Source organism: Myxococcales bacterium, assembly GCA_022563535.1.
Lineage (GTDB): Bacteria > Myxococcota_A > UBA9160 > UBA9160 > UBA4427 > DUBZ01.
The window spans coordinates 1-21,469 of the sequence record JADFNE010000064.1; the positions used below are offsets into that span (position 1 = coordinate 1).

Sequence of the window (21,469 nt, forward strand, 5' to 3'; positions counted from 1 at the left end):
ATTGGAATTCGAATGGCCGCGCCTGGGTTGAACGAGGAATCGTCGTCAGCGGTGTCGCACTCTGGATCTTCATGCACGCGACCGATACCTGGATCCCCTACGCGCGTCGCGGGGGCAATCCAATTCATGCCACCCATGGCCAAATCGAGGTCAGCGACCCCAACCAGGCGTCACTCACCAATCTCATCGTGCGAAGGCTGAAGTTGACGCCGCCGAATGCGCGGATCCTGGACCTGTCGGTCTCCCCAATGTATCTCGTTCTTGCAGATCGCCGTGGATACGCGGCGCCTGACATCGTCATGCCCGGCACTTTTTTGACGCCAGAGGAAGAGGCGGATTTTTTCGAGCGCGTGCAACGCAACCCGCCCGCCCTGGTCATCTGGTCGAAGAGGCCCTTCGACCGCGACCCGAGAAAGTCGATCAGGGTCACTTCACCGCGACTCGCCGCCTGGGTGCAAGCCAACTACGAGCTTTGGGGCAGGCACAAGCGACGCCATTACCTGATGGGGCCAAAGGGAGATACGCCACCGGCAGGCTGGTAATCCCTTCGCTGCGCTTTCGGCGCGCTACTAGATCTGACTTCTCTGCACGAGATTGATCAGATCGAGCTTCTGCTGGGCGCGCTCGAGTTCGAGATCCCAGGGGAGGGCGTGCAGCAACTCGGTCTGGGTGATGATGCCAGCAATCTCGCCGTTCGCACCCAATACGGCGATGTGGCGAATCTTGTTGGCTTCGATTGAGCACAGCGTTTCGTGGACTGTTGCGCTGTGTTGTACGGTGATGAGCGGTGCTGTCATTACATCCGAGGCGAGCTTCTTTCCGTCGTGGCGTCCTTCGAGCATTTCGTGCAACACGCGGGTGAGATTCACGTTCCGATACAGGGTTGGAGAGAACCTGGGTTAGCCCTTGAATCGGCAAACGATAAATCGGCTTGATTCAATTGCAAGCCAGTGCGACGGCAAGGGCGTTCCCCTGGCACGTACGGTCGAATCCTCGACGAGACTCGAGGATCTTCTCGTACTGTTCGCTCAGCTTGCTCCCCGACTAGCGTTTGCGCTTATGACAGGCCGTGCACTTTGTGGGTGCCGGTTCTCCAGTGCGCTGGCCAGCGGTGAGCAGGGCATTCTGGCTCTTGTGACAGCCAACGCAGCTGGTCTGCTCCTGGTCACCCGTGCGCGGGAAGCCCTTGTTCTTGGTGTGTACCGCTCGAGTCTTCTGCTTGTCTTCGTCGGCGTCACCGTCGATTTCGTGGCAGGTGCTGCACGCCTCGGGGGCTTCATCGCCTTCCTGAGTGTGGTGACAATCCCTGCAGGCGCCGTTGGGCAGATACTGCTTTGAGGCATGGGCGAGATGAGGGAACTCGACCGGCAGGTACTTCTTGCCCGCGGTGTTGAGGGAAATGACGTCATCCACATCTTCGAGAAAGGAATCTACGCCGGTTGAGTTCTTGGCAGCAGCGCGAGCTTGTTCCTCGAACTTCTTGCGCGCTGCGGCTGCCTTGAGTTCCTGCTCGGCCTGGGCTGCCGCCTCGGCTGCGAGGGCCTCTTCAGCCGCCTTGCGCTCCGCGGCACGGGCCTTGCGGTCTTCGATTTCCAGCTTCCTCTTTGTCTCGGCTTGAACCGCTGCCTTTGCGGCCGCGGCGCGCTTTGCCTCCTGCGCCGCCAGTCTCGCCTCTTTGGCGGCCTGTCTATCAGCGACCGCCTGCTCCTTCTCGAGACGGGCGCGTTCGGCTTCGTCGGCCTCTGCCGCCGCCGCGTCGCGAGCCTTGCGTTCGTCGTCGCGCTTCTTTGCTGCCACTTCGGCTGCAGCCGCATCGCGTTTGGCTTTCTCGGCGTCGGCCGCCGAGGTGTCGGGAATCAGGGCCTGGACACGCTCGGCCTGCTTGACCGCGACTCGGCCCTGGCGGCGCTTCGCTTCGGTGACTGCATCCTGGTAATAGAACCGGTCACCGGGGTCGATCCAATGCGCGATGGAACGGGAGAACTCGCGCAGATTGAATGGCTTGTAGGTCGGGCTGGCCGCGTTGTGGCAACTGGTGCAGACCTCGCGCCGTTCGGTCAGGTTGTTGAGAATACGAAAGCCGAGGTCGGCGCGGTTGGGGTTGTCCGGGCCGTGGTCCGCATCCGCGTAGGAACCGCCCGGGCCGTGGCAAACTTCACAGCTCACGCCGTTCTGGTGAGAGTAGCCCGGGCCGAGTTGACTTGGATCTGCTCCAAATGCGGTGACGTGACATTTCACGCAGCGCCAATCGTTAGCTGGATCGTCGATGTTGCGCTTGCGCCTGGAAATCTCGATCGTGTAGTCCTTGCTGAGGGTCTTGTATGCAGCAGAATGGACGGTGTGGCTCCACACCGTCGACGCCCCGTCGGGGAACTTGCCGGTGGAATCTTCGTGGCACTCAGCACATGCACCGGGTCCGACGTACTTGAATGCGCCGCGCATCAGCGTGGGGGTTTCTTTGGCTCCGTAGTCGAGGATTTCTTCCTCGATGGCTCCTTCGGGGGTGGGTCCAAATTGGATGTAGCGCGCCGAGACATAGCCGTTGGTGTAACCGCCGGAGGCTTCAATTTCGTACCAGGTCGACCGGCCAATTTGTTTTTTGCCGAGTACGGTGACGGCGTCGTATTTGAGCAGGATGCCGACGATTGCGGACTTGGTCCCCGCATCGACGCGAAGATTGAGTGCGGTGGTATCGACATAGCCGGGCTGCCCCTCTTGGGCCTGGATCGGAGAGACGATGGCGATGCTTGCCAGTGCCGTGGCGGCCGTGCATGCAAGCGCGCGAAGGATCGGGCGACGGCGCCTCGGCATCGCGGCTGTAAAAGTCATCTGCGAGTGCGCTGCCAATTGATGTGCACGGATGGCCGACCGAGTCATGAGCGCTTCCCCTAAGTCGTACGTCTAAGTCACATGTCGACATCGTCAACTGCGTATGTCAACGATGCATGCTAACGATGCATGCCACGCGGTATCTAGTCTACGCAGTCGTCTGCGTAGCCGCACACAGTAGTCCTGTCGCGAGCGGGCCAATACTAACGGAAATTGTCGCTGCCGGAGCCGTTGAAAACTTCACGAATCCCGCGTTGGTGCTGCGACCCATCGAACCGTGATCGTGATTCCATCCGACGGGCCCGTAGCCCCCCAATTGGATCAGTGGAGCGGCTGAGTGCTTGGCGCCACAGTCGATTTTTTGTGTGCGTCGCAGTGGATCAGCACGTTGATGTGTTGATTTTAGAGGGCGAGGAGATTTATAACAGCATTTTGGTTTCGCACATTTGTTTCAAGTCTCGACCCTTCGGCGCACGTGTTTGGGTATGGCCGGCAACAGGTTTCGTTGTAGAGTTTCTGATCGAAATAGATCGCATGGGACCGCAGTAGTTTAGCGTGATCGGTCGACGGTAAGGGCCGATCAGATTTTGCTGAGTTTGCTGGGTCGACCGCAGCTGGAGGGTTCGAACATGCGCGAGATGTTTGGCGGCGTTTGGGTGGCGGTATTTCTCGCGACGGCATTCGTAACCGGCTGCGGGCCCAGCGATGATTCCGGATCCGAGTTGAGCCCCGTGAGCGCCCCCGGTTCGGAAGTAGCCGACATCGCGGGCGTACCCGGATCCGACGGCGTTGAATCGATCTCGTCTTCGGAGGGCGACGGTAGTTTCGCCGATCTCAGCACAACGGCGCCGTCGGCTACAACCGCGCCGCTACAGGCCACGCCATACGTAGCCGAGCGCCCCTTCAGTTCTTCGACGGAATGCAAAACGTGTCATCCGCGGCAGTACCAGGAATGGCGCACCAGTCCGCATTCGTACAGTGGCATCAGCCCGACTTTTTATTCACTCGTCGCTGCGGGGCAGAACAGTTTTGGCGCGGGGGCGCTGATCGACGCGAACAATGGGGTATCCCAGGGCGGTGGAGTCGGAAACTTTTGCCTGCCTTGTCACTCGCCGATGGCCTTCATCGGACTCGAAGGACGATTCTCGGGCAACAACTACGGCTTTGACGAGGTCCAACCTCAGATCCCCTACGTGTGCAATACGGCATCGACGACTCCATTCATTGAATGCACCTTCGAAACCTCCGAGGACGTCTGCGGTGCACCGGGACGTTGCATTCAGTTCCAGGCAAGGACTTGCATCAACATGCCTTCCGTCACGGAGGGCGTCCATTTTCCGCGTGTGTTGAGGCAATGCACCAGCGATGCGATGTGCAGTGGTGCGGGCACGGGTTGTCCAGCGGGAGAGGATTGCGGCCCCTGCATCATCGCGCCGGCCACCATTTACTACAGCGTGGAAGCCCAGGAAGGAATCAACTGCGAAACCTGTCACAACATTTTGCCCAATCATCGGCGTGCGTGTCAGCAGTTCCGCAACTCCGATTCGTCGGGGGTGAATTCGTTCGATCTGCAAGAACGTTCTCTCGACGGCAGGCGACTGCGCCTCGGTCCCTATCCGGTTGATCAGATAACCGACGGTCAGGGCATTGCGGCCGACCAGCTTTCTCTCGCGGCGAATGCGTTCCACGAATCGGCTCGCGTCGACAGTCCGCTGGTGATCCCGTACTTCCAGACCGATCGGCCGTTGGCGGTCAGCGGGGTACTGCTACCCGACAATACGCCCGAGATCATGCGTCCGACTGCGGTGACCTGCGAAGAACTCCCGTACTGTCGCACGGGGACCTGTGAGGGTGGCTCGAACATCGGAGGTTCGTGTGCGGGGGACGTCGACTGCGGTGGATGTGATACGGCCCCGGGTCCGAACCAGGGTTTCTGCGGGCCGGGCGGGCCACGCCAATTCGAGGCTTGTCAGAATTCCGTTGATTGCGCCTTTGATCCAGCATCGGTTACGACGGCCGACTATACGATGAACGTGATGGACCGCGGAGTCGCCGACGGCACCCTGGGTCCGCTCTTTGCCCACATGGATGGTGGCTCTCGCCAACTCGACCGACCGGACGGCAACTACTATCGAAGCTCGATGTTCTGCGCGACCTGCCACGACGTGCGCCCGGTATTTGGCAATCCGGTTCTCCGATCCTGCCAGTTGCAGGACACCCACGTGTGTTCGACGGACTTTGACTGCGTGGGACTGAACATCGGCTGCCCCGGCAATGACTGCGGGCCCTGCGTGATGGAAAGCGGGAGCTCTCCGGCGATTGCAGAATCCCCAAGTGGTTCCTCGCCAACCGTGGGTAATGTCGTCAATGGTCGGGCCCGCAACACCGGCGTTCGCCGGGTCGAGAACCTGTTCAGCGAGTGGCAGATCAGCGTCTACAACCATCCCGAATTGACGTTCTGCGAGAACAATGCGTTCCAGGCCTGCACCCCTGGAACCTCCGCCACGGACTGCGGCAGCGCGGGTCTCTGCACCATCGTGAGTCCGGTCAACGATCCTTCGACCCTGGGCGGAGGCGAGGCGGAAGTCGTGGTGACTTGCCAGGATTGCCACATGTCGCTGTTTCCCCGGGTGCCGCTGGTCCAGAACGTGGACCCAATGACGGGCATGGGCACGCGAACCCCGAAGAACGACCTCTACGCCAAGAATTTGGCTGCCATAGAGGGCTCGCAATCTGATGTCACGTCAACGCTCCCGACCCGGCGGGTGTCGAGCCACTACATGCCGGGCGTAGATCTACCGCTGATCAAGTTCAGCGGACAGAACACTCAGCGTGCCCTGCGTCAGGAGTTGTTGGATTCAGCGTATAAACTCGAATTCGAAGCTGCGCTGAACGATGACGCGTTCGTGCTGAACGGTACCTACGAAGTCGAGCTTACGATCACCAATGTCGGCGTCGGACATCGACTCCCGGCGGGCTTTTCTCACGAGCGCCAGAACTGGGTGCAACTGTTTGTGCAGACGGCGAGTTCTCTGGCGGCGCTCAACCTCAGCGCGGATCCCTTCAACGAGAACGCGCCCTGCAATATGCAGAACACGATTGCCACGGGCGCGGATCAAGCAGATCCAAGTTTCTTCCCGAACTACCCGGATCTCGCTGGCGCGGTCGCGTTGGGCAACGCCGGTTGCGTGTATCGCTCGGGATTCATCCTGGACAAGGGACATTCTGAGACCGGTGAAATCACCGCCGACGGAAGCATGGACGACGAAGATCCAGAGGATTTCTTTGTCGTGGTCGGGACCCGTGTGCGCGACCAAGTGGGGGACCCGCGTATCGAGGTCACACCGGGCCCCGAAGGTCGCGCGTTGGGGGTCCAGTACATCTGCGAAGAAGAGGCCGCGGAAGCGTATTTGAGTGGCATCATCGACGGAAGCGGCATCGGGATGGGCGTCCCGGGCTTCACGGCTGCACATGAGGTGCTCTTCTGCGATCCAAACGACAGTCCGCCCCTGCCGGGCGAGGGCGTACCGTTGATGGGGGGTGGTTTCACCGAGTTGGGGAGCGGTTTCACGGCACCCGGCTTCGGCAATCCGGCGTGCATAGTGAGCGGCGAAGACGTCGGCCCATGTGTCCCCGAGATCGAACTCAGCGACGCGAACGAGCGAGGGCGCTGCGCCAAGGATCTGGCGCAACCGCTTTGCCAGCAAGACTCCGATTGTGCCAACGACTCCGGTCCGTGTCTCTACGCATGTTCCGAGTTTCCGGAACTCGAGTGTTGTGACAAGGACGCGGCAGGGGCCGCGGGTGTCTCATGTCGGGCGTTCTACGCGCAAATCGGAAGGGTGGGTGTTTGCGAGACGGCAGCTGGCGTTCAGAGTGGTAGCTGCGGGCAGGACTCGGATTGCGCCGGCGGTGAGACCTGTGAGCAGTTGGAGTGCTCGCTTGGGTTCGAGGATCCGATTGGCGGAAGAATGGTTTGTGTCGGCGGCGCCGACGCGGGCGTCGATTGTCCCGGTATGAGTGCTTGTCCGGGTGGCACCTGCAAAGCCTTGGACGACGTTTCGGTTTGCATCCGCGGGCCGAATTCAGGTCAACCCTGCACCAGGCCGGATGCAGTTGCCGACTGTGGCGTGGGCTACGAATGCGGCAGTGTGGGCTCATGCGTGGTTGAAAACCGCGGCATCGTAAATTTCCAGAACCAGTTCCGGTCAACCAGCAACGGAGTCTGCGTTGATTCGGCAGATCCGCGAGATGCGGACAACGAACCGAAGCCCTTGGCGAATCCATTGACGGGCGATGCTGTAACCTCCTGTTTGCTCAACTTGAGTTGTGCGCTGGCGGGAGTCTCCGGCGGTGCGGGGCCGACCGTGTGTCTGGTCAACGGAACCTGCGCTGAAGAATCTGGCGATTCGTCGTCACTGGCCGGCTCTGCTTGCACCAACATCACATACCGCGCCGACTGCGGCTTGACCGCTGGCGGCGACACCATCGCGTGCAATGTCGAGCGCGATCTCGAATTGAACGGTCGACCGTCGGAATCGGTATTCCTCCAGAATCATCCATACAACTTCAATTCGCTGGCACCGCTGGAGCCGCGGGTCTTCATTTACGAGTTCCATGTTCCGGATGAGGTAGTGACTCCAAGCGACGGGACGTTGATCGGGTTTGAATTCGAGGACCTGATCGTCTCAGCTCGCGTCATGAACCGACACTTCCCGATGCGCTTCCTGCGAAACCTGATCGGCACCCAGGTAATCCGACCCCCGTTGATCATTGAGGCCCAGGGCGATGCCGACGATCCCGATCAATGCAACGATCCCCGCACGATCGACATTGATTGCTTTGTCAAACCCGTCGCAATCCTGGGTAACGCAGAACCGGGCGGGTACGTACCGCCTGCACAGGTTGTCCGCACAAACATGATTATGGCTCCATAAGCCATGCGCATCGTCAACGTGTTAGGAGGAGGGGCAATGCAGCGTCTGGGGCGGATGAGACTGGGCTCGAGCGGAGTCCTGCTCATGGTGATGGCCGTCTGGTTCAGCGCCTGTGCGGCGGATCGCGAAACCGCGCTGCTGCCGCCGATTCTGACCCAGAAGGTGCCGGGTGCCGAAGCCGTCGGGAGCCTGGCCTGCGAAGATTGTCACGACGTCGAGCCGGAATTCTACCGGGCGGGTCCGCACAAGCTGGCCTTCTTCCGGGACGGCATCAACGCGGGTTGTGAATCCTGCCACGGCGCCGGCAGTGTTCACGCAGATTACTTCTACGAAAACGACGACTACGAGGACGACCCGCACGATCTGGTGAGCAGCGACGACCTGCGCGCTCTGAATGAATCACAGCGCTCGGCCCTGTGTCAGCAGTGCCACCAGCAGAACTTCCCGCTCTGGCCGACCACCGACCACGCCCGAGCCGATGTCGGCTGCTGGGATTGCCATCCGGCGGATCTCCATACCCCGCAGCCAGGGTCCGTTGACGTGGCGCCGATCGTCGGCGGCCAGTCGGACAATGACTTCTGTCTGCAGTGCCACGAAGCCGTCGCGCCGGAGTTCGCGCTCCAATTTCATCACCGGGTACCCGAGGGCCAGATGAAGTGCGCCGATTGCCATTCGATCCACGGTGAAGTCAATGTGAACGCGATCATACAGGGTGATAGTGCAGCCTGTCTGAGTTGCCATACCGAAATCCAGGGCCCGTTCGTCTACGAGCACGTCGGCATGGAAGAGGGCTGTTCGAACTGCCACGAGCCCCACGGCTCGGTGAACAACAAACTGCTCACCAGCAACGACAACAGCTTGTGCTTGCAATGTCACTATCAGGAACCGGCCGCCATTTTTGGCAAGCAGGTCCACGAGGGTTTCCTCCTCGGTGGCGCTCTCTGTTACGACTGCCACAGCCAGATTCACGGGTCGCATACTGACCGCAACTTCAACCCGAGGCGCTTCTGATGAAAAATCGAGTTTGCGAGCGGCGGGGAGCGAGTGGGTGGATGGTGACGATCGCAGTGCTCGCGATGATGTTGTTGTTCGGAGGTGGCTTTGCAATCGCGGCGGACGGCGACTCCGCTACATGGGAGATCGAAGGCGATCTCGGCGGCCAGTTTGTGGAAGTTTCGAAAAGCCAGAGTTCTTTTCGACAGGATCACAAGCTGCGGACTGGAGGCGAAGTCAGCCTGAACGGCGTGCTCGAATGGAAAAACCACCGAACCCTCGAAATTCGCGGGTTCGGAGAATCGGGCAACCAGCAGGGCTATTTCGTTTCGGACTACCGCAAGCTCGGTCACTACGGTTTGGTCGTAGATTTTTCTTCCTGGAAGGAATCCTACAACGCGCGCAGCGGACGACTTGACCAAACCAGCGACGGCAGGTCGCTCGCTGGCAATACCTTTCCGGGTACGAATGACGGCCGCTTTTTCTTCAGCGGCGGGAGTCCCTCGACAGATTGGATGAACGGTGGCCTGGTGTTCGACTACCAGCCGGACGGATTCTTCTCCGATCTATACGTGGACCTGCATGTGCGCAGAGTCGACGGCGATCAGACCCTCGCGAAGACGGGGGCCATCTATTCTGGTTTTGTCAGCGGATCCTTTGACCTGTCGGGACTGATCGATTTCGGCTTCCCGTCCCAGAAAGACGTCGACTACCTTTCGTATCTGGCGAGCGTGGGCACCGAAACTGCCGCCGGGAACGCCAACTGGCAGTTCGCGTTCAGCTACGCGAATCACAAGCTCGAATCTGAGACGACCGAAGTGAACTACTTCGCAAACCCAGACGGGACCATTTCGACAGATTTCTCGATCGACACCACGACCTACGAGGCCGAGATCTACAAGGAAGATACCCAGCTTCATATCGGCAAGATCGATATGGCCGTCGCTCGACACATCAGCCCCAATCTGTACGTCTACGGTTCTGGGTCTTTCATGTACGAGCGAAGTAGCCCCGAGCCCGAACAAGCCGTCGCCCGCCCGAACCAAGCGACTCGCACTACGCGCACGACGGATGGGGGGGAGGTGACCCGTTTGTCACCCGTGGTGAGCATGGGTTCGGTGTTTCAGCCGAACTCCGCCACTGTGGTTCGACTAGACTCGAGCTTTCGATACAGCATGCAAGAAGGTCGAATCAACGAGGATCGAGACGAATCGACGGTGCAGCCCGGGGACGTCGGAGTAGGCACGCGCAATCGGGTCGATCGCGACGGTTACGTGGGGCGCATCAACCTTTCGATCGACAATAAACTGGCTCCGCGGACACGTCTGACTTTCGACGCGCGCTACCGATACCGAAGCGAGATTGTGGACTCGCGCCGCACCGTGAACTTCATCGGACGCCCCGACGAGCGGGAGCAGTTCGCGAGCAAACGTCAACGCATCGAACTTGGTCCTACCCTCAAGCACCGCTTGCGCAGGGGCCGCAGCTTCGAGGTTGGCTACCGATACCTTTACGAGGTGTTCAGCGTCGATATCAACGAGTTTGATACCAACGAGTTGGAGTTTCAGTTCGTCTTGAACAACTTCAACGTGAATCGCCACAAGGCCTTCGCCAAGCTACGAGGGCGAATTGCCAAAAACCTGCGAGGAGAAATGCGAGTTGAGTACGTAAATGAGCTGCGCGATATGGAAAGCCCGCTGATCGAGCCCGCTGCGACCTCTGCAGGTGGGAAATTCGAGCGCGAGGACATCTCGTTCTACTCCTCTGTCTACTACCAGTTGCGCAAGGACTGGAACTTGAATGCATCTCTTTCGGTTCGTCAGCTCAAGATGGAGCTTGTCGACGAAGGACCGCAACCAGGTGGACTTGGATTGGTCGACTTCGAATACAACACCGTCACCGAGACCCTGACCGCAGGCGCCACCTACCGCCCCTCCGACAAGTGGTCGGGTTCGTTCTCGTACAGCCTCTTCAACAGCAATAAATCGGTGGACAACATGGGCCACACGGTTCGACTGTCCGGCGACTACCGGCTGGACGATACCTGGCGCTTCTATGGCAACTATGGCTTCTACCTGTACCGCCGAGACGGGACGGCGATCGATGACTACGATGCCCACGTCGTCTCGCTCGGTGTAAACGCCCGGTTTTAGCGCGCAGGTTGGCGGCAATTTTATTGCTGCTGGTGCGCATGATGCACTTCAGTTGCCTTGACTCTCGCAGTCGAGGCGTAGTTCTTCACATCATTGAAGTTCGGCCTGTGAGTGCTCCTGTAGAGAGCGTCAGCGGGCGGAGATCTCGCGAGGTCTTGGTGTTGCCCGAGAAACGCACGCAGAGGGCTTCTGTAGCACTCCAGGGCGCGTGCACGGATCACGCTAGCAACGGTCGCTTTCCGAAGACGGCACCCATGCGCGCCCGTATTGCGCGTTGCTCCTGCCGCCGAATTGCGGTTCATCCGCACAGTGGTTGCCTAAGTCTGGACTGTATGCATTTATTTTGCCTGGTGGGGAATTTTCACTGCATGTATCTCGTGGTTTTCCGATGAGAGATAGAAGAGAGCGAACGCACCCGTTGGAGTCCCGTTGTGATTGCCGTGAGAATTCTGGTCATTGTGCTGACCACTGCCTGCTGGTTGGTTGCCATCGAAAGCGCGATGGCAGTCGGCTTCGATGTTGCCTCCCCATTCTCTCCAGACGCAGGTCCGCAGGTGATGATTTCCCAGCCGTTGATCGATGCAGGCTTCAACGGATCGGCGACCGCGCAAGGCTCGATCAGCGACAATAATCTCACCAATTTTCTTCCCGAAGACGGATCGCTCTCAGCGCTCAACAGCTTGGGGGTGCCTCTTGACTGGGACCTGGTCTCCGCATTTTCGAGCGATGGAAGCGATCTGATAGATTCACGATTTTACGGAGCCTACGCCCCTGAACCCGGCAGTGCCGTGCTTCTGGGCCTTGGCCTGTGCGGCCTGACGATCCTTTCGGGTCGCAAGCACGAAGTGACCGGGCGAGATTTGCGATCAGCGGCCCGAGAGCGACGGGATCTTCTGAAAAATGGCTTCGGGCAGGACGCGCACAACAGCCATGATGATCGCCCAGTGGCCAGGGATATAGGCGCAGTCCTTGCCTCGGTCGATGGCGCGCACAATGCCCCGGGCGACTACTTCCGGCGAGCTAAACGTCACATCCTTGACGTGGTCCACAGTCATGGGCGTATCGACCGGGCCGAGCTTCAAGGTGTGCACACGCGCCCCACTTTTCCGTAGACGTGAGCGCAAGCCCTGCAGATACGTATTGATCCCCGCCTTGGCGGAGGCGTAGGTGTAGTTGCGGGGCCTGCCGCGCTCGGCGGCGACCGACGACAGCACTGCAATGCTTCCCGAACCTTGCCGCTCGAATTGATTGGCCAATGGAATCAGGAAAGACACGGTAGACAAGAGATTGTTGTCGAACTGTGAGTAGGCTTCGCCGTAATCCGATTCGCTTCGGGGTTGATCTCCCAGGTCTCCGTGGGCGATCAAGGCGAGGTCGATTCCGCCGAGTGCTTCGATTGCCCGTTCGATACGGCCGGGATTTGCCTCGGTCTCCGTGAAGTTACCGGTGTCCGCGCCCACGACCGCTGGAGCGAGGGATGCCCGGACCCGGGTGAGCTTTTCTCGGCTGCGCGCCAACAGGTAGAGCTGGTCGCCCCGGGCCGCATAGATTGCGGCGGTGGCAGCGGCAATCGCAGAAGTCGCGCCGATGATCAGAATGCGAGCCACTGCACCTCCAGACGAATGCAAGGGGAACAAGACCGCAATTCGTAGCTGTGGCCCCGCGCGGTGTTACTCGAGCAGGTTTTTCACGGAGTCGGGCATGTCTGCGGCGACTCGGATGATCGGGATCCCGGTCATCTTGTTTTCGTGCATCTCCGACATGGCGCGCGGGAGATCTTCGAAGTTGTAGATCTCGTGGTGCACGGTGGGCTTGAAGACGCTGCCGTAGAGTGCGGTGGCTTCTACGCAGCCTTCGATCGTCTCGTAGTGGGTGTGATCGAGGGTGACCTGTTTGGTCGAACAGCCAGCCGAGTTGTAGTTGATGGCCATTGAGAGCTGCCAGCCCGCACTGACGTTCACGCCCTGCCGCGCGGCGACCGCGAGCCCCGCTGCGAAGACCGGGCCTCGCAGCATGTCGCAAACCAGATGCATGCCGGTACCGTCGGTTCGCGTCTTGCACTCGCCGATAAAGGCCTTGATGTCGCCACGATCCGCGAAGCGGTTGAACTGGACCTGATCGATGGTCTGAATCCCCAGCTTCTCGAGGGCGGCGCGGCGCTCTTTGCTACCGGAACAGAAGAAGGCGTTGTGGCCTTGCGACTGGGCGAGCATCAGGAACAGCTCCGAGACGCCGCCTCCAAAGGCGAGCACGTTCAACTTTGGAAGCTGCTCTTCACTTACCTTGACGCGAAAGATCCCGAGCGCGCGGCGCCAGAGATGGTGCGCTGTGGGGGCGCGCAAGGGCAGGGCGGCGATCTCCCACAGGTTCAAGCCGCAATCGAGGGGGGCGTGGATGAGCTGCCATTCGCCAACGACTGCCTCTTCGCCATACCAGCCGATGGAGTCGGGTTGATCGTATGCCCAGATGCGCTTCGGGTAGCCAAAGTCATCCGGCTCGCCATTGCAGTGAGTGAGCACGACATCGCCCGCTTTGAAGCGCGTGACGTCTGCGCCGACACTCAGGACTTCGCCCACAGCAGAATTACCGGGAAAGATGGTGCCACCCCGCGCCTCGGTGATGTTGACCGTGTCGGCCAGAGCAGCGTGATCCACGTTGTGCTCAGCCGAGACTGCCAGAATCTTGAGATGGACATCGCCCACTCCGACTTCGCGCAGTTCAACCTCGTCCAATGCCACGATTCGGGCGATATCGACCTTGTTCAGATCGTCGTCTACACGCTTGCGTTCTTCGGCGATGGCTTCGGCCTTGATGGAATATTGTCGCGACATGGATTTCCTCGATCTTGAGTGAAGGGGTGTATTGATGTGAAATCGTTACCGGCTTCTCGCGCCGGGGGTGGAGTTTCTCGCAGATTCGCGGGTTCGCGTCAAGCCGTTAAACGGGCGACCCGCGGGTACCTCGATGCGAGCGGAGCGCCGCAATGGAGGCGCGTTGGGGGTTGTCAGAGCAGGAGATTTTCGAAAAGTTCGAGGGTGTCCTTCTCTTCTTCGGAAACGACTCCGTCCGATTCGATGATCCCGACGACGGATTCGATGAAGGTCGCGCGATGCTCGAGGGGGATGGTCGTCGGGTCGATCTCCTGGGGGTGGGGCGGCACTTCGAGCCAGCGATTGACCTGGTCTCGTTCCCCCGGATCCAGGTCGATCCGATTCACCATGCGCGAGATAAACTCTCGCTCGCTCTGGTGAATTTTCAAGTCGGCCCAGGCGAAAGAACAGACGAATTTCATCAATCGCATCCGCTCTGGCCCTGCGAGATCTTGCAACACAAGCGACTCCTCACCGGCTCTAGCGTGGATAGGCCGGCTGTTTCACGCCCATCATACGCCAACGAGGTACAGCTGGGGGACTCAATCGATGCCGCAAAACGCGGTAGGTAGTTGCGCATGGTGGGACGAATTTTGTCCAATTGATCCCAATTTGGAATCACCCGCCCGGGGGTGGCGGGTGTCTTGCCAGTAGTCTGCGTGCTGATGTCCCTCTTAGGCGTCGAGAGCCCACGAAAGCGAATTCTGAGGCTGACATCGCTTTTCATGGCTTGGTATCGCGCTTGCATCTTTTTCAAGTGAGATGCGACGTTTCGCGACAAACTCCATGGTGGGACTGGGAGTAGTCTTTGCATTGTGCGTCCAGACGGCCGCTCTGGCGGAGCCGCTCAACCTGTTCGATCGGACGCCACGGGAGATCGTGGTGGCGTTCGAAAACTCGCCGAGAGACTTTCCCGCGCAAATGAACACCAGCTACTCGCAAGACTTCCGCGCCTTTCTGGAGCCCGGGTTGGTTGCTTCGGAGGTGCGGGTCGTGATCCCGGCTCGGACGGTTGAAGAGCATTTGCTGGGGGATCAAATGCCGGTGCGCGAGAGTTTTTCTGACTTCGTCTGGACCTTTGATGTCGAATCCGGACACGTTCTCTCGGCCCGTCTAACTGGCCGTGTCCGGCCCAAGATCGACTGGGGTTTCATGACGACACGCACCCAGGCCGACATCGAAGTCGAGATGGGTACCGCGCGCATTGGGGGATTCAAGCGACCCTTGCGAGTGATGGGGCAGCTGGTTTTTCGATACTGCTCGAGCATCGAGGACACAAGCTGTCGATTCGTTCCTGCTGCGCCGTTGGATCCGTTGACCGGCTATGTGAACGCGATTGGCCAGGTGTGGGTGCGTTCCGCCTTTATCGACCTGTGGAACTTCTCACCCATGGGTGAGGCCATCTTCCGCGAACTCGAACCCGCCCATGAGGTATTCGTGGAGGCATCCGAGCTAGAGTTCTCGCTGCCCGAGGAATTGGCGGGACTTCCAGTGGCAGCGGATTAGTCAATCCCCGAGCACCTCTCGGACTCCAGGGTACGATCCGTGGGGACGAAAGGGGGATTATGAATCAGGCAGGCTCTGCATCGCTCCATTCTCGCGGCGCCGAGGTGGATCGCAATCAGGTGCTCGAGAGCATCGATGGCGAGACGGCCGAAATTCTAGATCTCGCTCACTGGATGTCCGCACATCCCGAACTTTCGCTCGAGGAACGCGAGACGAGTGAGCGCTACGTGGCGTATCTCACGGCCCGGGACTTCAATGTGAGTCGCGGCACGGCGGAGATGGACACGGCCTTCGTGGCCGAGTACGGGCTGCCTTCAGCGCCGCTTTCAATCGCCTTGCTTGCCGAAATGGACGCGCTCCCGGAGATTGGCCACGCGTGTGGCCACAATCTTTCGGGCCCGGCGAGTTTGTTGGCGGCGGCGGCCCTGGCGAAATGGCTCGACCCCGAACAACTTCGCATCGTCGTGATCGGTTGCCCGGCCGAAGAAACCGGCGTTGGCAAACCGAGGTTGGTCGAAGCAGGCGTGTTCAACGGGATCGACGCCGCGATGATGGCCCACGCCTCGGACATGCGGCGCGCCCACCGACTGTTTCTCGGCAATCGGAAGTATGAGTTCATCTACCACGGCAAGGCCGCCCATGCGGCGGCATATCCCGATGAGGGCATCAACGCCCTGGACGGTGTGATTGCGCTGTTCGTTGGGATCGGTTTGCTGCGCCAGCAACTGCCCTCCGACATTCGCGTGCACGGAATCATTTCGGACGGGGGAAAGGCGCCGAACATCATTCCCGAGCGCGCGGCTGCAAGGGTCTGGGTGCGCGGCCTGAACCCGAATGCGCTCGACCAGGCCGAGGCTCGGGTGCTCGCATGTGCCCGGGGTGCTGCGGAAAGCAGCGGGACGCGACTCGAGATTCTTTCGGCGATCGGCGGTTCCCCTCCAATGAAGGCGAACCTGCCCCTGGCTTCGGCGTACCGTCGCAACCTCGACTTCCTGGGGCTTACGGAAACGGACCATTCGCCCAGTCAATCGATCGGTTCTAGCGATATCACGCACATTTCAAGGGTGGTCCCGACCATTCATCCCAATTTTCCAATCGGAGAGAGTCTGGCGCTGCATACGCGCGCCTTCTCCGAGGCCGCGGCCAGCGAACGGGGCGACGCTGGCTTGCTCGAGGGTGCGCGTGCCATGGCCTTGACCGTGGTCGATTTGGTGAGTTCACGCGACTTGCGGGAAGAAATCGCGGCGGCCGATCAAGCCGACGATTGAGCCGGGTCACTCGATACTGAACCCGTTCTCCAGATTTTCGTCCATGCGCCAGACCTCGAGCAAGTTCGTGTCCGCGTCAAACCAGGTCAGGTCTGCGCGTCCGTCCCCATTCAGATCACCCGTGGCGAGCAACGTCCAGTTGCTGAGTTTGATGTCGTTGAGATCGTACTCGGTGGGTTCATTCAAGTCGTCCATGTACCAGACCCGTGTTTCTCCGGTTTCAATGTTGCGCCAGAGCACGTCTTCCTCGACCGAATTATTGAAGTTGCCGGCGGTTTCCCCCTGCCAATAAACGTCGGTCAGAACACCCGAGTTGGCGATATCCGCAGTTCCGGGGCGAATCATCATCCAGATTATGACTTGACCGGTCTCTCGTTGCCGCCACATCACGTCATCGTTGCCGTCAGCATCGAAGTCACCACAGGCGATGAAGTCAAACTGATCTCGGAGCATGTCTTCGTAGCGCGAGGTGCCGACTACGCCTTCGGGTCCCAGGAACGTGACGTAGACCGAGCCATAGTGGTCATTTGTTCGGTAAAGAATGTCGTCTGCACCGTCTCCGTTGAAGTCCGCAACTGCGATGATTTCTTCGCTGTCCGTTACGCCATTCAGTACAACGGTCGTGTTGTCGATGTCGGTTCCCACGACATAGGTATAGGTATAGGTGGTGATGTCGGACCCGACGTGGCCAGTGACTGCGTACCACAAAAACTCAGGGATGCCGTCGCCGTTGAAATCTCCGGTGTCTACGATTTCCCAGCTGAGATTGTCTGAGGTATTGATCGTGGTTCGCCGGTAGAGAAAATCGCTTCCCGTGCGGATATCGCGACCCGAAAGTAGCAACGCGCGGCCATCGTATTGATCTTGCACGATGATGTCTGAAATACCATCGCCATCGAAGTCGTTTTCGGCCTCAGCGGGTTCAATGAAATGGATCACATCGGATTCGATCGATTGGGCTGAGATACGCCCGTATCGATCGTCGGCGCTCACACGGATTTTGCATTGGGTGCCGAACCCGGCGGTGATCTTCACATTGGGGAGTTCAGCTGGAATCTTGAGCGTGGGATGCGAGTCGAAGTCGGCCGGCGCTTCTCCCTGACCGCAGGCCACGTAGACCTTGTATTCCGTGACGTCGCCATCACTGTACGACCAGGTAAAAGTCGCAGTCGTACGACCCAGCAAATCGATCGAGGCCCGAGATCCGCCCGGTGCCAGCAGTACAACGACCAAGAACAGGCCAACGCGCGCTCCCGTTGTCCTGGTGTCCTTCTGGCTCATTCCTTCTTTCCCCATGATGGCTGTCGATTTCGTTATCCGCGCTTCGGGGAGGTGCGACGCGGATGAGATTCCAGGGTCTCGCTGGCGATGCGATTGCCTCGTGAGCTAGCGGCCGATCAGCCGGTTTGCCGCTGTGAGGCGCGGGATCGCATGCATAAAGCTGTTCTGGGGGAGTCGATCGCGAGTAAATTAGCTCCTTGATTCCACGATTCATACCATAGACAGATGTTTCCTCGGTTTGGTTCGAAAGATTTACAAACGAGGGTGTGCGGAGTTGAAACACTGTTTGTCTTCCAGTTGCGATAGGCTGATGGCGTGTTGAGAATGTTTGCTCTGATCGTGGTTGGGGGGTGTAGATGGCGTTGAATGCGGTGGGCAGAGGGATGGACGGATCCAAAACTCGCCGCCGATTCCTGGAACGCCTTAGAAGGAACGGCGTGAACGATCCACGGGTCCTGGACGCCTTTGCGACAGTGCCCCGACACTTATTAGTGCCTGAAGCACTGCGGGAGCAAGCCTACAAAGAAACGCCAATTCCGATCGGGGAAGGGCAGACCATTTCGGCTCCTGGGGTTGTGGCGGCCATGACCATGGCCCTGGCGCTCGAGGGTCATGAACGAGTACTCGAAATTGGTACGGGATCGGGCTATCAGGCGGCGATCTTGTCGTGTCTGGTGAGCGAGGTGGTCTCGATTGAGCGCATTCCGCGCCTGGCGGCTCGTGCCCGCACCGCGCTGGATGGCTTTGGGGTCACGAACGTTGTGGTCTACCTGGGGGATGGTACCCGCGGCCGTCCCGATCTCGCTCCATTTGATCGTATTTTGGTGACAGCCGGGGGGCCCGAGGTTCCAAAGGCGCTGCTCGATCAGTTGATCCTCGGAGGCATCCTGGTGGGCCCCTTTGGCGCACGGGGATCACAGATCTTGACCCGGGTTCGTGCCCCCTCCGAAGGTCGTTTCACCCGCGAGCTGCTGGGTGAGTGCGATTTTGTGGATCTCATCGGCCAAAACGGTTGGCAAGGCTAACGCGATCACTAGCGCTGCTCTGCCTTGCGTGCCTGGGGCTCGCTGCCCTGGGATGTGCTGGTCCTCAGTCTCCGCCGGGTACTTCCAGGGGCGTCTTCTACACAGTCAGGCCGGGTGACAATCTCTACCGCATCGGGAAGAGATTTGGGGTGCCGGTCAAGGTGTTGGTCCGGGCCAATCGTATTGGCGACGTCACAGAACTAGCTGTCGGTCAACGGCTTTACATTCCCGCGAGGGTGCGAAGCGCCAAGGCAGCCCCAGCGCCCCGGTCGACACGCAGCATCTCTCGTTCCGAGTTGCGGCGCCGGGTCCGAGAAGAGGTCCGGCGCAACTCCAAATTGAGCTTCGCTTGGCCGTTGCCGCGCAGCAAGCTGACTTCGCACTTTGGTCTGCGCAAGGGTCGGCCTCACGAGGGAATCGATCTGGCGTCGAGACAGGGCACTCCAATTCGGGCGGCCGAATCGGGCAAGGTGATCCACGCGGGGAGACTCGGGGCTTACGGGAAGGTGGTGATCCTCAAACACGCGGGCAACTACCGCAGTGTTTACGCCCACGCGCGCCGGTTGCTCGTGCGCAAGGGACAGTTCGTCGAACGATCGCAGAAAATCGCCGAGGTAGGGATGACCGGGCGGACCTCGGGCCCGCATTTGCACTTCGAGATCAGGCGCAAAGATGTCCCGAAGGACCCGATGTTCTATCTACCCTAGATCTTTCGCGATCGATCAAGACTTGATGCTGTTTTCCCAGACCGGGAAGCAGATGGTCGCCATCGATCGCGAGCCGGCGACCTCGTCTGTTGGGTCTGAAGCGGCGTAGAGAGCGTCCGCCGAAACTAATTTTCGCTTGTCCTTCTTGGACGCAGCCTTGGCCAGACCGATCTGGGTGGCAGTGCTCTTGCGCAACTCATCGGGAGTGAAAAGCAAGACGCCGGCTTCGCGTGCGCGGTTCTCGCACAATGAGCGAACCTCGTCGCCGCTCATCCGCTTGACCTCAACCTTTCGGCCGTTCTTGACGGGGCAGAGGAGCGCTCCCGGTTCGTTGCCGCGCAGTTCCAGCCAGTCTTCGAGGGAGATCAGCGTTTCGTTTGGCAGTGACGCCCGGCGACTCTTCTGATTTTTGGCTTTTCCGGTCCGCAGTGTGACCCGCTGTGTCTTTTTGTCGAAGTGGAGATCGTCGATATTCACGGCGAGCACTTCTGCCAGCATCAAGCGGAGGTGGTAGAGGAGATAGAAAACAAGCCGATCGCGCCGGCCTTCAGTGGTCTCGTCGATCTGGCAGGCAGCCAGCAGTGCGCGAAATTCGCCGTGGGACACAATGCGCTCGCCGGTCCGGGGCATATCTTTGTGGGGTGACATCACCCGAGTCCAGTCGTCATCACTCATGTAGCCGAGATCGCGACTTTCTCTGAGCACGCGCTTCAGCGTGTTGCGAAAGCGGTGAATGCGCTTCGTGGAAAATTTCTCGGAGTCCTGCCGGAACTTGTGGTGCGGATTCAGCTGACAGCGCAGCGTCTCCAAGCGAGAGGGGGCACCATCTTCTTTCAGCATGTTAATCGCCGCCTGGCCGTGGTGTGCACGCACCTGATGCCAGGGAAAGTCTACACCCTTACATGCGCCGGTAGAGAAGACCAACGTCAGGGTTTCGAGGGCTTCTTGCGCACTTTTGCGGTCTTCATCTTTAAGGGATTCGAGAAAGCCACTGGCTGCCGCCTGGCCTTTCTGAATTTCGTCCTTGTCGAGGGAAAAATCTGCCGCAAGTGAGAGGGAAAACCCACCGGGCAGCTGGGAGATTTCGAGAGACACCTTCTTGTTTCCTCCTGCAATTCGGGCGCGAATCACCCGCTACTTTGCACCGTATGGCGGTCCTGAGTCAAGAGAAGACTCGCCAGGGACCGTGAAATCCCGGAGTTTTGAGAGGCACATTGACCACTTAACTGCCTAGAATAGCTGGGTATTTCAATCGGTCGAGTGAAGGGGATTGGCCATGGTCCCCAATTCCCCTGTATTTACGTCGAAAATTGGGTTTTGGGCCATTCGAGGCAGGCTCGAGCCTGGCGACGAAGTCGATGAATGTGCATTTTCGAAGCTCGTAACCAGACGCCGACAAGGAGCTCCAAAACGCGATCTCGCGATTCATGACACAGCAGCTAAATGTCGCGGAGGCCCCGCGCGGTCAGCAACACTGCCGCGAAGAGGAGTAGGCCTCCCAACGGGACCCGTACTCCCGCTCGTGCTCGACCAACATCCAAACCGCCCGCTCTCGGACTTCTTTGGAAAACTTCGTTCTCTTCGACATGGCCCCATCCTCTCAAGAGATGGAGCCTCCAGCAATCCCAGGGCGATTCACTCCACTACGCGAATGGGAGGGCACCCGGGCCCAGTTGCGAGTCTCACCGCCGGCAAAGCGAATTTCATGTCATCGCACAATTCTTGACAGATCAACCGGAGCAACGAGTTACCCTGCTCGCCCCACCCAACGCCCCCGTAGCTCAGTCGGATAGAGCGCCGGTTTCCTAAACCGTAGGTCAGAGGTTCGAATCCTCTCGGGGGCGCCAAATATTCCTTTAGAATTAACCAGTTGAGATTTTGTTTTTCTTCGGGTGTCTGC

General features: G+C 59.4%; 15 protein-coding genes and 1 tRNA gene. 9 read left to right on the forward strand and 7 right to left on the reverse strand.

The genetic code is table 11. The features are described from left to right. A partial coding sequence (locus tag IH881_16230) for a hypothetical protein (protein MCH7869243.1) occupies nucleotides 1–542 on the forward strand: 542 nt, incomplete at its 5' end. Nucleotides 543–569: 27 nt separating this feature from the next. On the opposite strand, the gene IH881_16235 is transcribed toward IH881_16230, so the two are convergent. Both IH881_16235 and IH881_16240 read right to left on the reverse strand, forming a co-directional pair. Further along, nucleotides 570–869: a CBS domain-containing protein gene (locus IH881_16235; GenBank protein ID MCH7869244.1), complete on the reverse strand. Its 300-nt coding sequence runs from the start codon at nucleotides 867–869 to the stop codon at nucleotides 570–572. A 175-nt stretch (nucleotides 870–1,044) separates the two neighbouring features. Continuing rightward, the gene (locus IH881_16240) at nucleotides 1,045–2,877 is read right to left on the reverse strand and encodes an SH3 domain-containing protein (protein MCH7869245.1); all 1,833 of its coding nucleotides are present in this window, start codon (nucleotides 2,875–2,877) and stop codon (nucleotides 1,045–1,047) included. A 581-nt stretch (nucleotides 2,878–3,458) separates the two neighbouring features. Here IH881_16240 and IH881_16245 point away from each other — a divergent pair. From IH881_16245 to IH881_16255, 3 genes are read left to right on the forward strand one after another with little or no spacing between them, the layout of a single operon-like run. Further along, nucleotides 3,459–7,766, forward strand: a complete 4,308-nt coding sequence (locus IH881_16245) for a hypothetical protein (protein ID MCH7869246.1) — start codon at nucleotides 3,459–3,461, stop codon at nucleotides 7,764–7,766. Nucleotides 7,767–7,802: 36 nt separating this feature from the next. Then, the gene (locus IH881_16250) at nucleotides 7,803–8,777 is read left to right on the forward strand and encodes a cytochrome c3 family protein (protein ID MCH7869247.1); all 975 of its coding nucleotides are present in this window, start codon (nucleotides 7,803–7,805) and stop codon (nucleotides 8,775–8,777) included. A 41-nt stretch (nucleotides 8,778–8,818) separates the two neighbouring features. Further along, a complete protein-coding gene (locus IH881_16255; GenBank protein ID MCH7869248.1) occupies nucleotides 8,819–10,912 on the forward strand; it encodes a hypothetical protein in 2,094 nt (697 codons plus the stop codon). Nucleotides 10,913–11,778: 866 nt separating this feature from the next. Here the strand turns inward: IH881_16255 and IH881_16260 are convergent. The 3 genes from IH881_16260 to IH881_16270 form a co-directional block, all read right to left on the reverse strand. Then, nucleotides 11,779–12,519, reverse strand: coding sequence for an SDR family NAD(P)-dependent oxidoreductase (locus tag IH881_16260; protein ID MCH7869249.1), 741 nt, complete (start codon nucleotides 12,517–12,519; stop codon nucleotides 11,779–11,781). Nucleotides 12,520–12,582: 63 nt separating this feature from the next. After that, on the reverse strand, nucleotides 12,583–13,743 hold the full coding sequence (locus tag IH881_16265; protein MCH7869250.1) for a hypothetical protein: 1,161 nt from the start codon (nucleotides 13,741–13,743) through the stop codon (nucleotides 12,583–12,585). Nucleotides 13,744–13,916: 173 nt separating this feature from the next. Beyond that, nucleotides 13,917–14,213 (reverse strand): TerB family tellurite resistance protein, encoded by a 297-nt coding sequence (locus IH881_16270; GenBank protein MCH7869251.1) that lies wholly within the window; start codon nucleotides 14,211–14,213, stop codon nucleotides 13,917–13,919. Between the two features lie 355 nt (nucleotides 14,214–14,568). Here IH881_16270 and IH881_16275 point away from each other — a divergent pair, with 355 nt between their 5' ends. After that, nucleotides 14,569–15,288, forward strand: a complete 720-nt coding sequence (locus tag IH881_16275; GenBank protein ID MCH7869252.1) for a hypothetical protein — start codon at nucleotides 14,569–14,571, stop codon at nucleotides 15,286–15,288. A gap of 59 nt (nucleotides 15,289–15,347) precedes the next feature. Continuing rightward, nucleotides 15,348–16,556, forward strand: coding sequence for a M20 family metallopeptidase (locus tag IH881_16280; protein ID MCH7869253.1), 1,209 nt, complete (start codon nucleotides 15,348–15,350; stop codon nucleotides 16,554–16,556). 6 nt (nucleotides 16,557–16,562) lie between these two features. Here IH881_16280 and IH881_16285 read toward each other — a convergent pair whose 3' ends face one another. Continuing rightward, on the reverse strand, nucleotides 16,563–17,837 hold the full coding sequence (locus IH881_16285; GenBank protein MCH7869254.1) for a VCBS repeat-containing protein: 1,275 nt from the start codon (nucleotides 17,835–17,837) through the stop codon (nucleotides 16,563–16,565). A gap of 383 nt (nucleotides 17,838–18,220) precedes the next feature. Here IH881_16285 and IH881_16290 point away from each other — a divergent pair, with 383 nt between their 5' ends. Further along, nucleotides 18,221–18,862, forward strand: coding sequence for a protein-L-isoaspartate(D-aspartate) O-methyltransferase (locus tag IH881_16290; protein MCH7869255.1), 642 nt, complete (start codon nucleotides 18,221–18,223; stop codon nucleotides 18,860–18,862). Next, the gene (locus tag IH881_16295; GenBank protein MCH7869256.1) at nucleotides 18,850–19,569 is read left to right on the forward strand and encodes a peptidoglycan DD-metalloendopeptidase family protein; all 720 of its coding nucleotides are present in this window, start codon (nucleotides 18,850–18,852) and stop codon (nucleotides 19,567–19,569) included. Before IH881_16290 ends, IH881_16295 begins: the two co-directional genes overlap by 13 nt. 15 nt (nucleotides 19,570–19,584) lie before the next feature. Here the strand turns inward: IH881_16295 and IH881_16300 are convergent, their stop codons facing one another. Further along, the gene (locus IH881_16300; GenBank protein MCH7869257.1) at nucleotides 19,585–20,664 is read right to left on the reverse strand and encodes a tyrosine-type recombinase/integrase; all 1,080 of its coding nucleotides are present in this window, start codon (nucleotides 20,662–20,664) and stop codon (nucleotides 19,585–19,587) included. A gap of 675 nt (nucleotides 20,665–21,339) precedes the next feature. Between IH881_16300 and IH881_16305 the strand changes: the two genes are divergently transcribed. Then, a tRNA-Arg gene (locus tag IH881_16305) sits at nucleotides 21,340–21,416 on the forward strand. The last annotated feature ends 53 nt before the right edge of the window (nucleotides 21,417–21,469 follow it).

Excerpts from the sequence above, each read along its gene's own strand:
- IH881_16280 (MCH7869253.1), top strand. The coding sequence starts at position 15,348 with ATGAATCAGGCAGGCTCTGCATCGCTCCATTCTCGCGGCGCCGAGGTG.
- IH881_16265 (MCH7869250.1), bottom strand. The coding sequence starts at position 13,743 with ATGTCGCGACAATATTCCATCAAGGCCGAAGCCATCGCCGAAGAACGC.
- IH881_16240 (MCH7869245.1), bottom strand. The coding sequence starts at position 2,877 with ATGACTCGGTCGGCCATCCGTGCACATCAATTGGCAGCGCACTCGCAG.
- IH881_16245 (MCH7869246.1), top strand. The coding sequence starts at position 3,459 with ATGCGCGAGATGTTTGGCGGCGTTTGGGTGGCGGTATTTCTCGCGACG.
- IH881_16275 (MCH7869252.1), top strand. The coding sequence starts at position 14,569 with ATGGTGGGACTGGGAGTAGTCTTTGCATTGTGCGTCCAGACGGCCGCT.
- IH881_16270 (MCH7869251.1), bottom strand. The coding sequence starts at position 14,213 with ATGCGATTGATGAAATTCGTCTGTTCTTTCGCCTGGGCCGACTTGAAA.
- IH881_16250 (MCH7869247.1), top strand. The coding sequence starts at position 7,803 with ATGCAGCGTCTGGGGCGGATGAGACTGGGCTCGAGCGGAGTCCTGCTC.
- IH881_16285 (MCH7869254.1), bottom strand. The coding sequence starts at position 17,837 with ATGAGCCAGAAGGACACCAGGACAACGGGAGCGCGCGTTGGCCTGTTC.
- IH881_16290 (MCH7869255.1), top strand. The coding sequence starts at position 18,221 with ATGGACGGATCCAAAACTCGCCGCCGATTCCTGGAACGCCTTAGAAGG.
- IH881_16255 (MCH7869248.1), top strand. The coding sequence starts at position 8,819 with ATGGTGACGATCGCAGTGCTCGCGATGATGTTGTTGTTCGGAGGTGGC.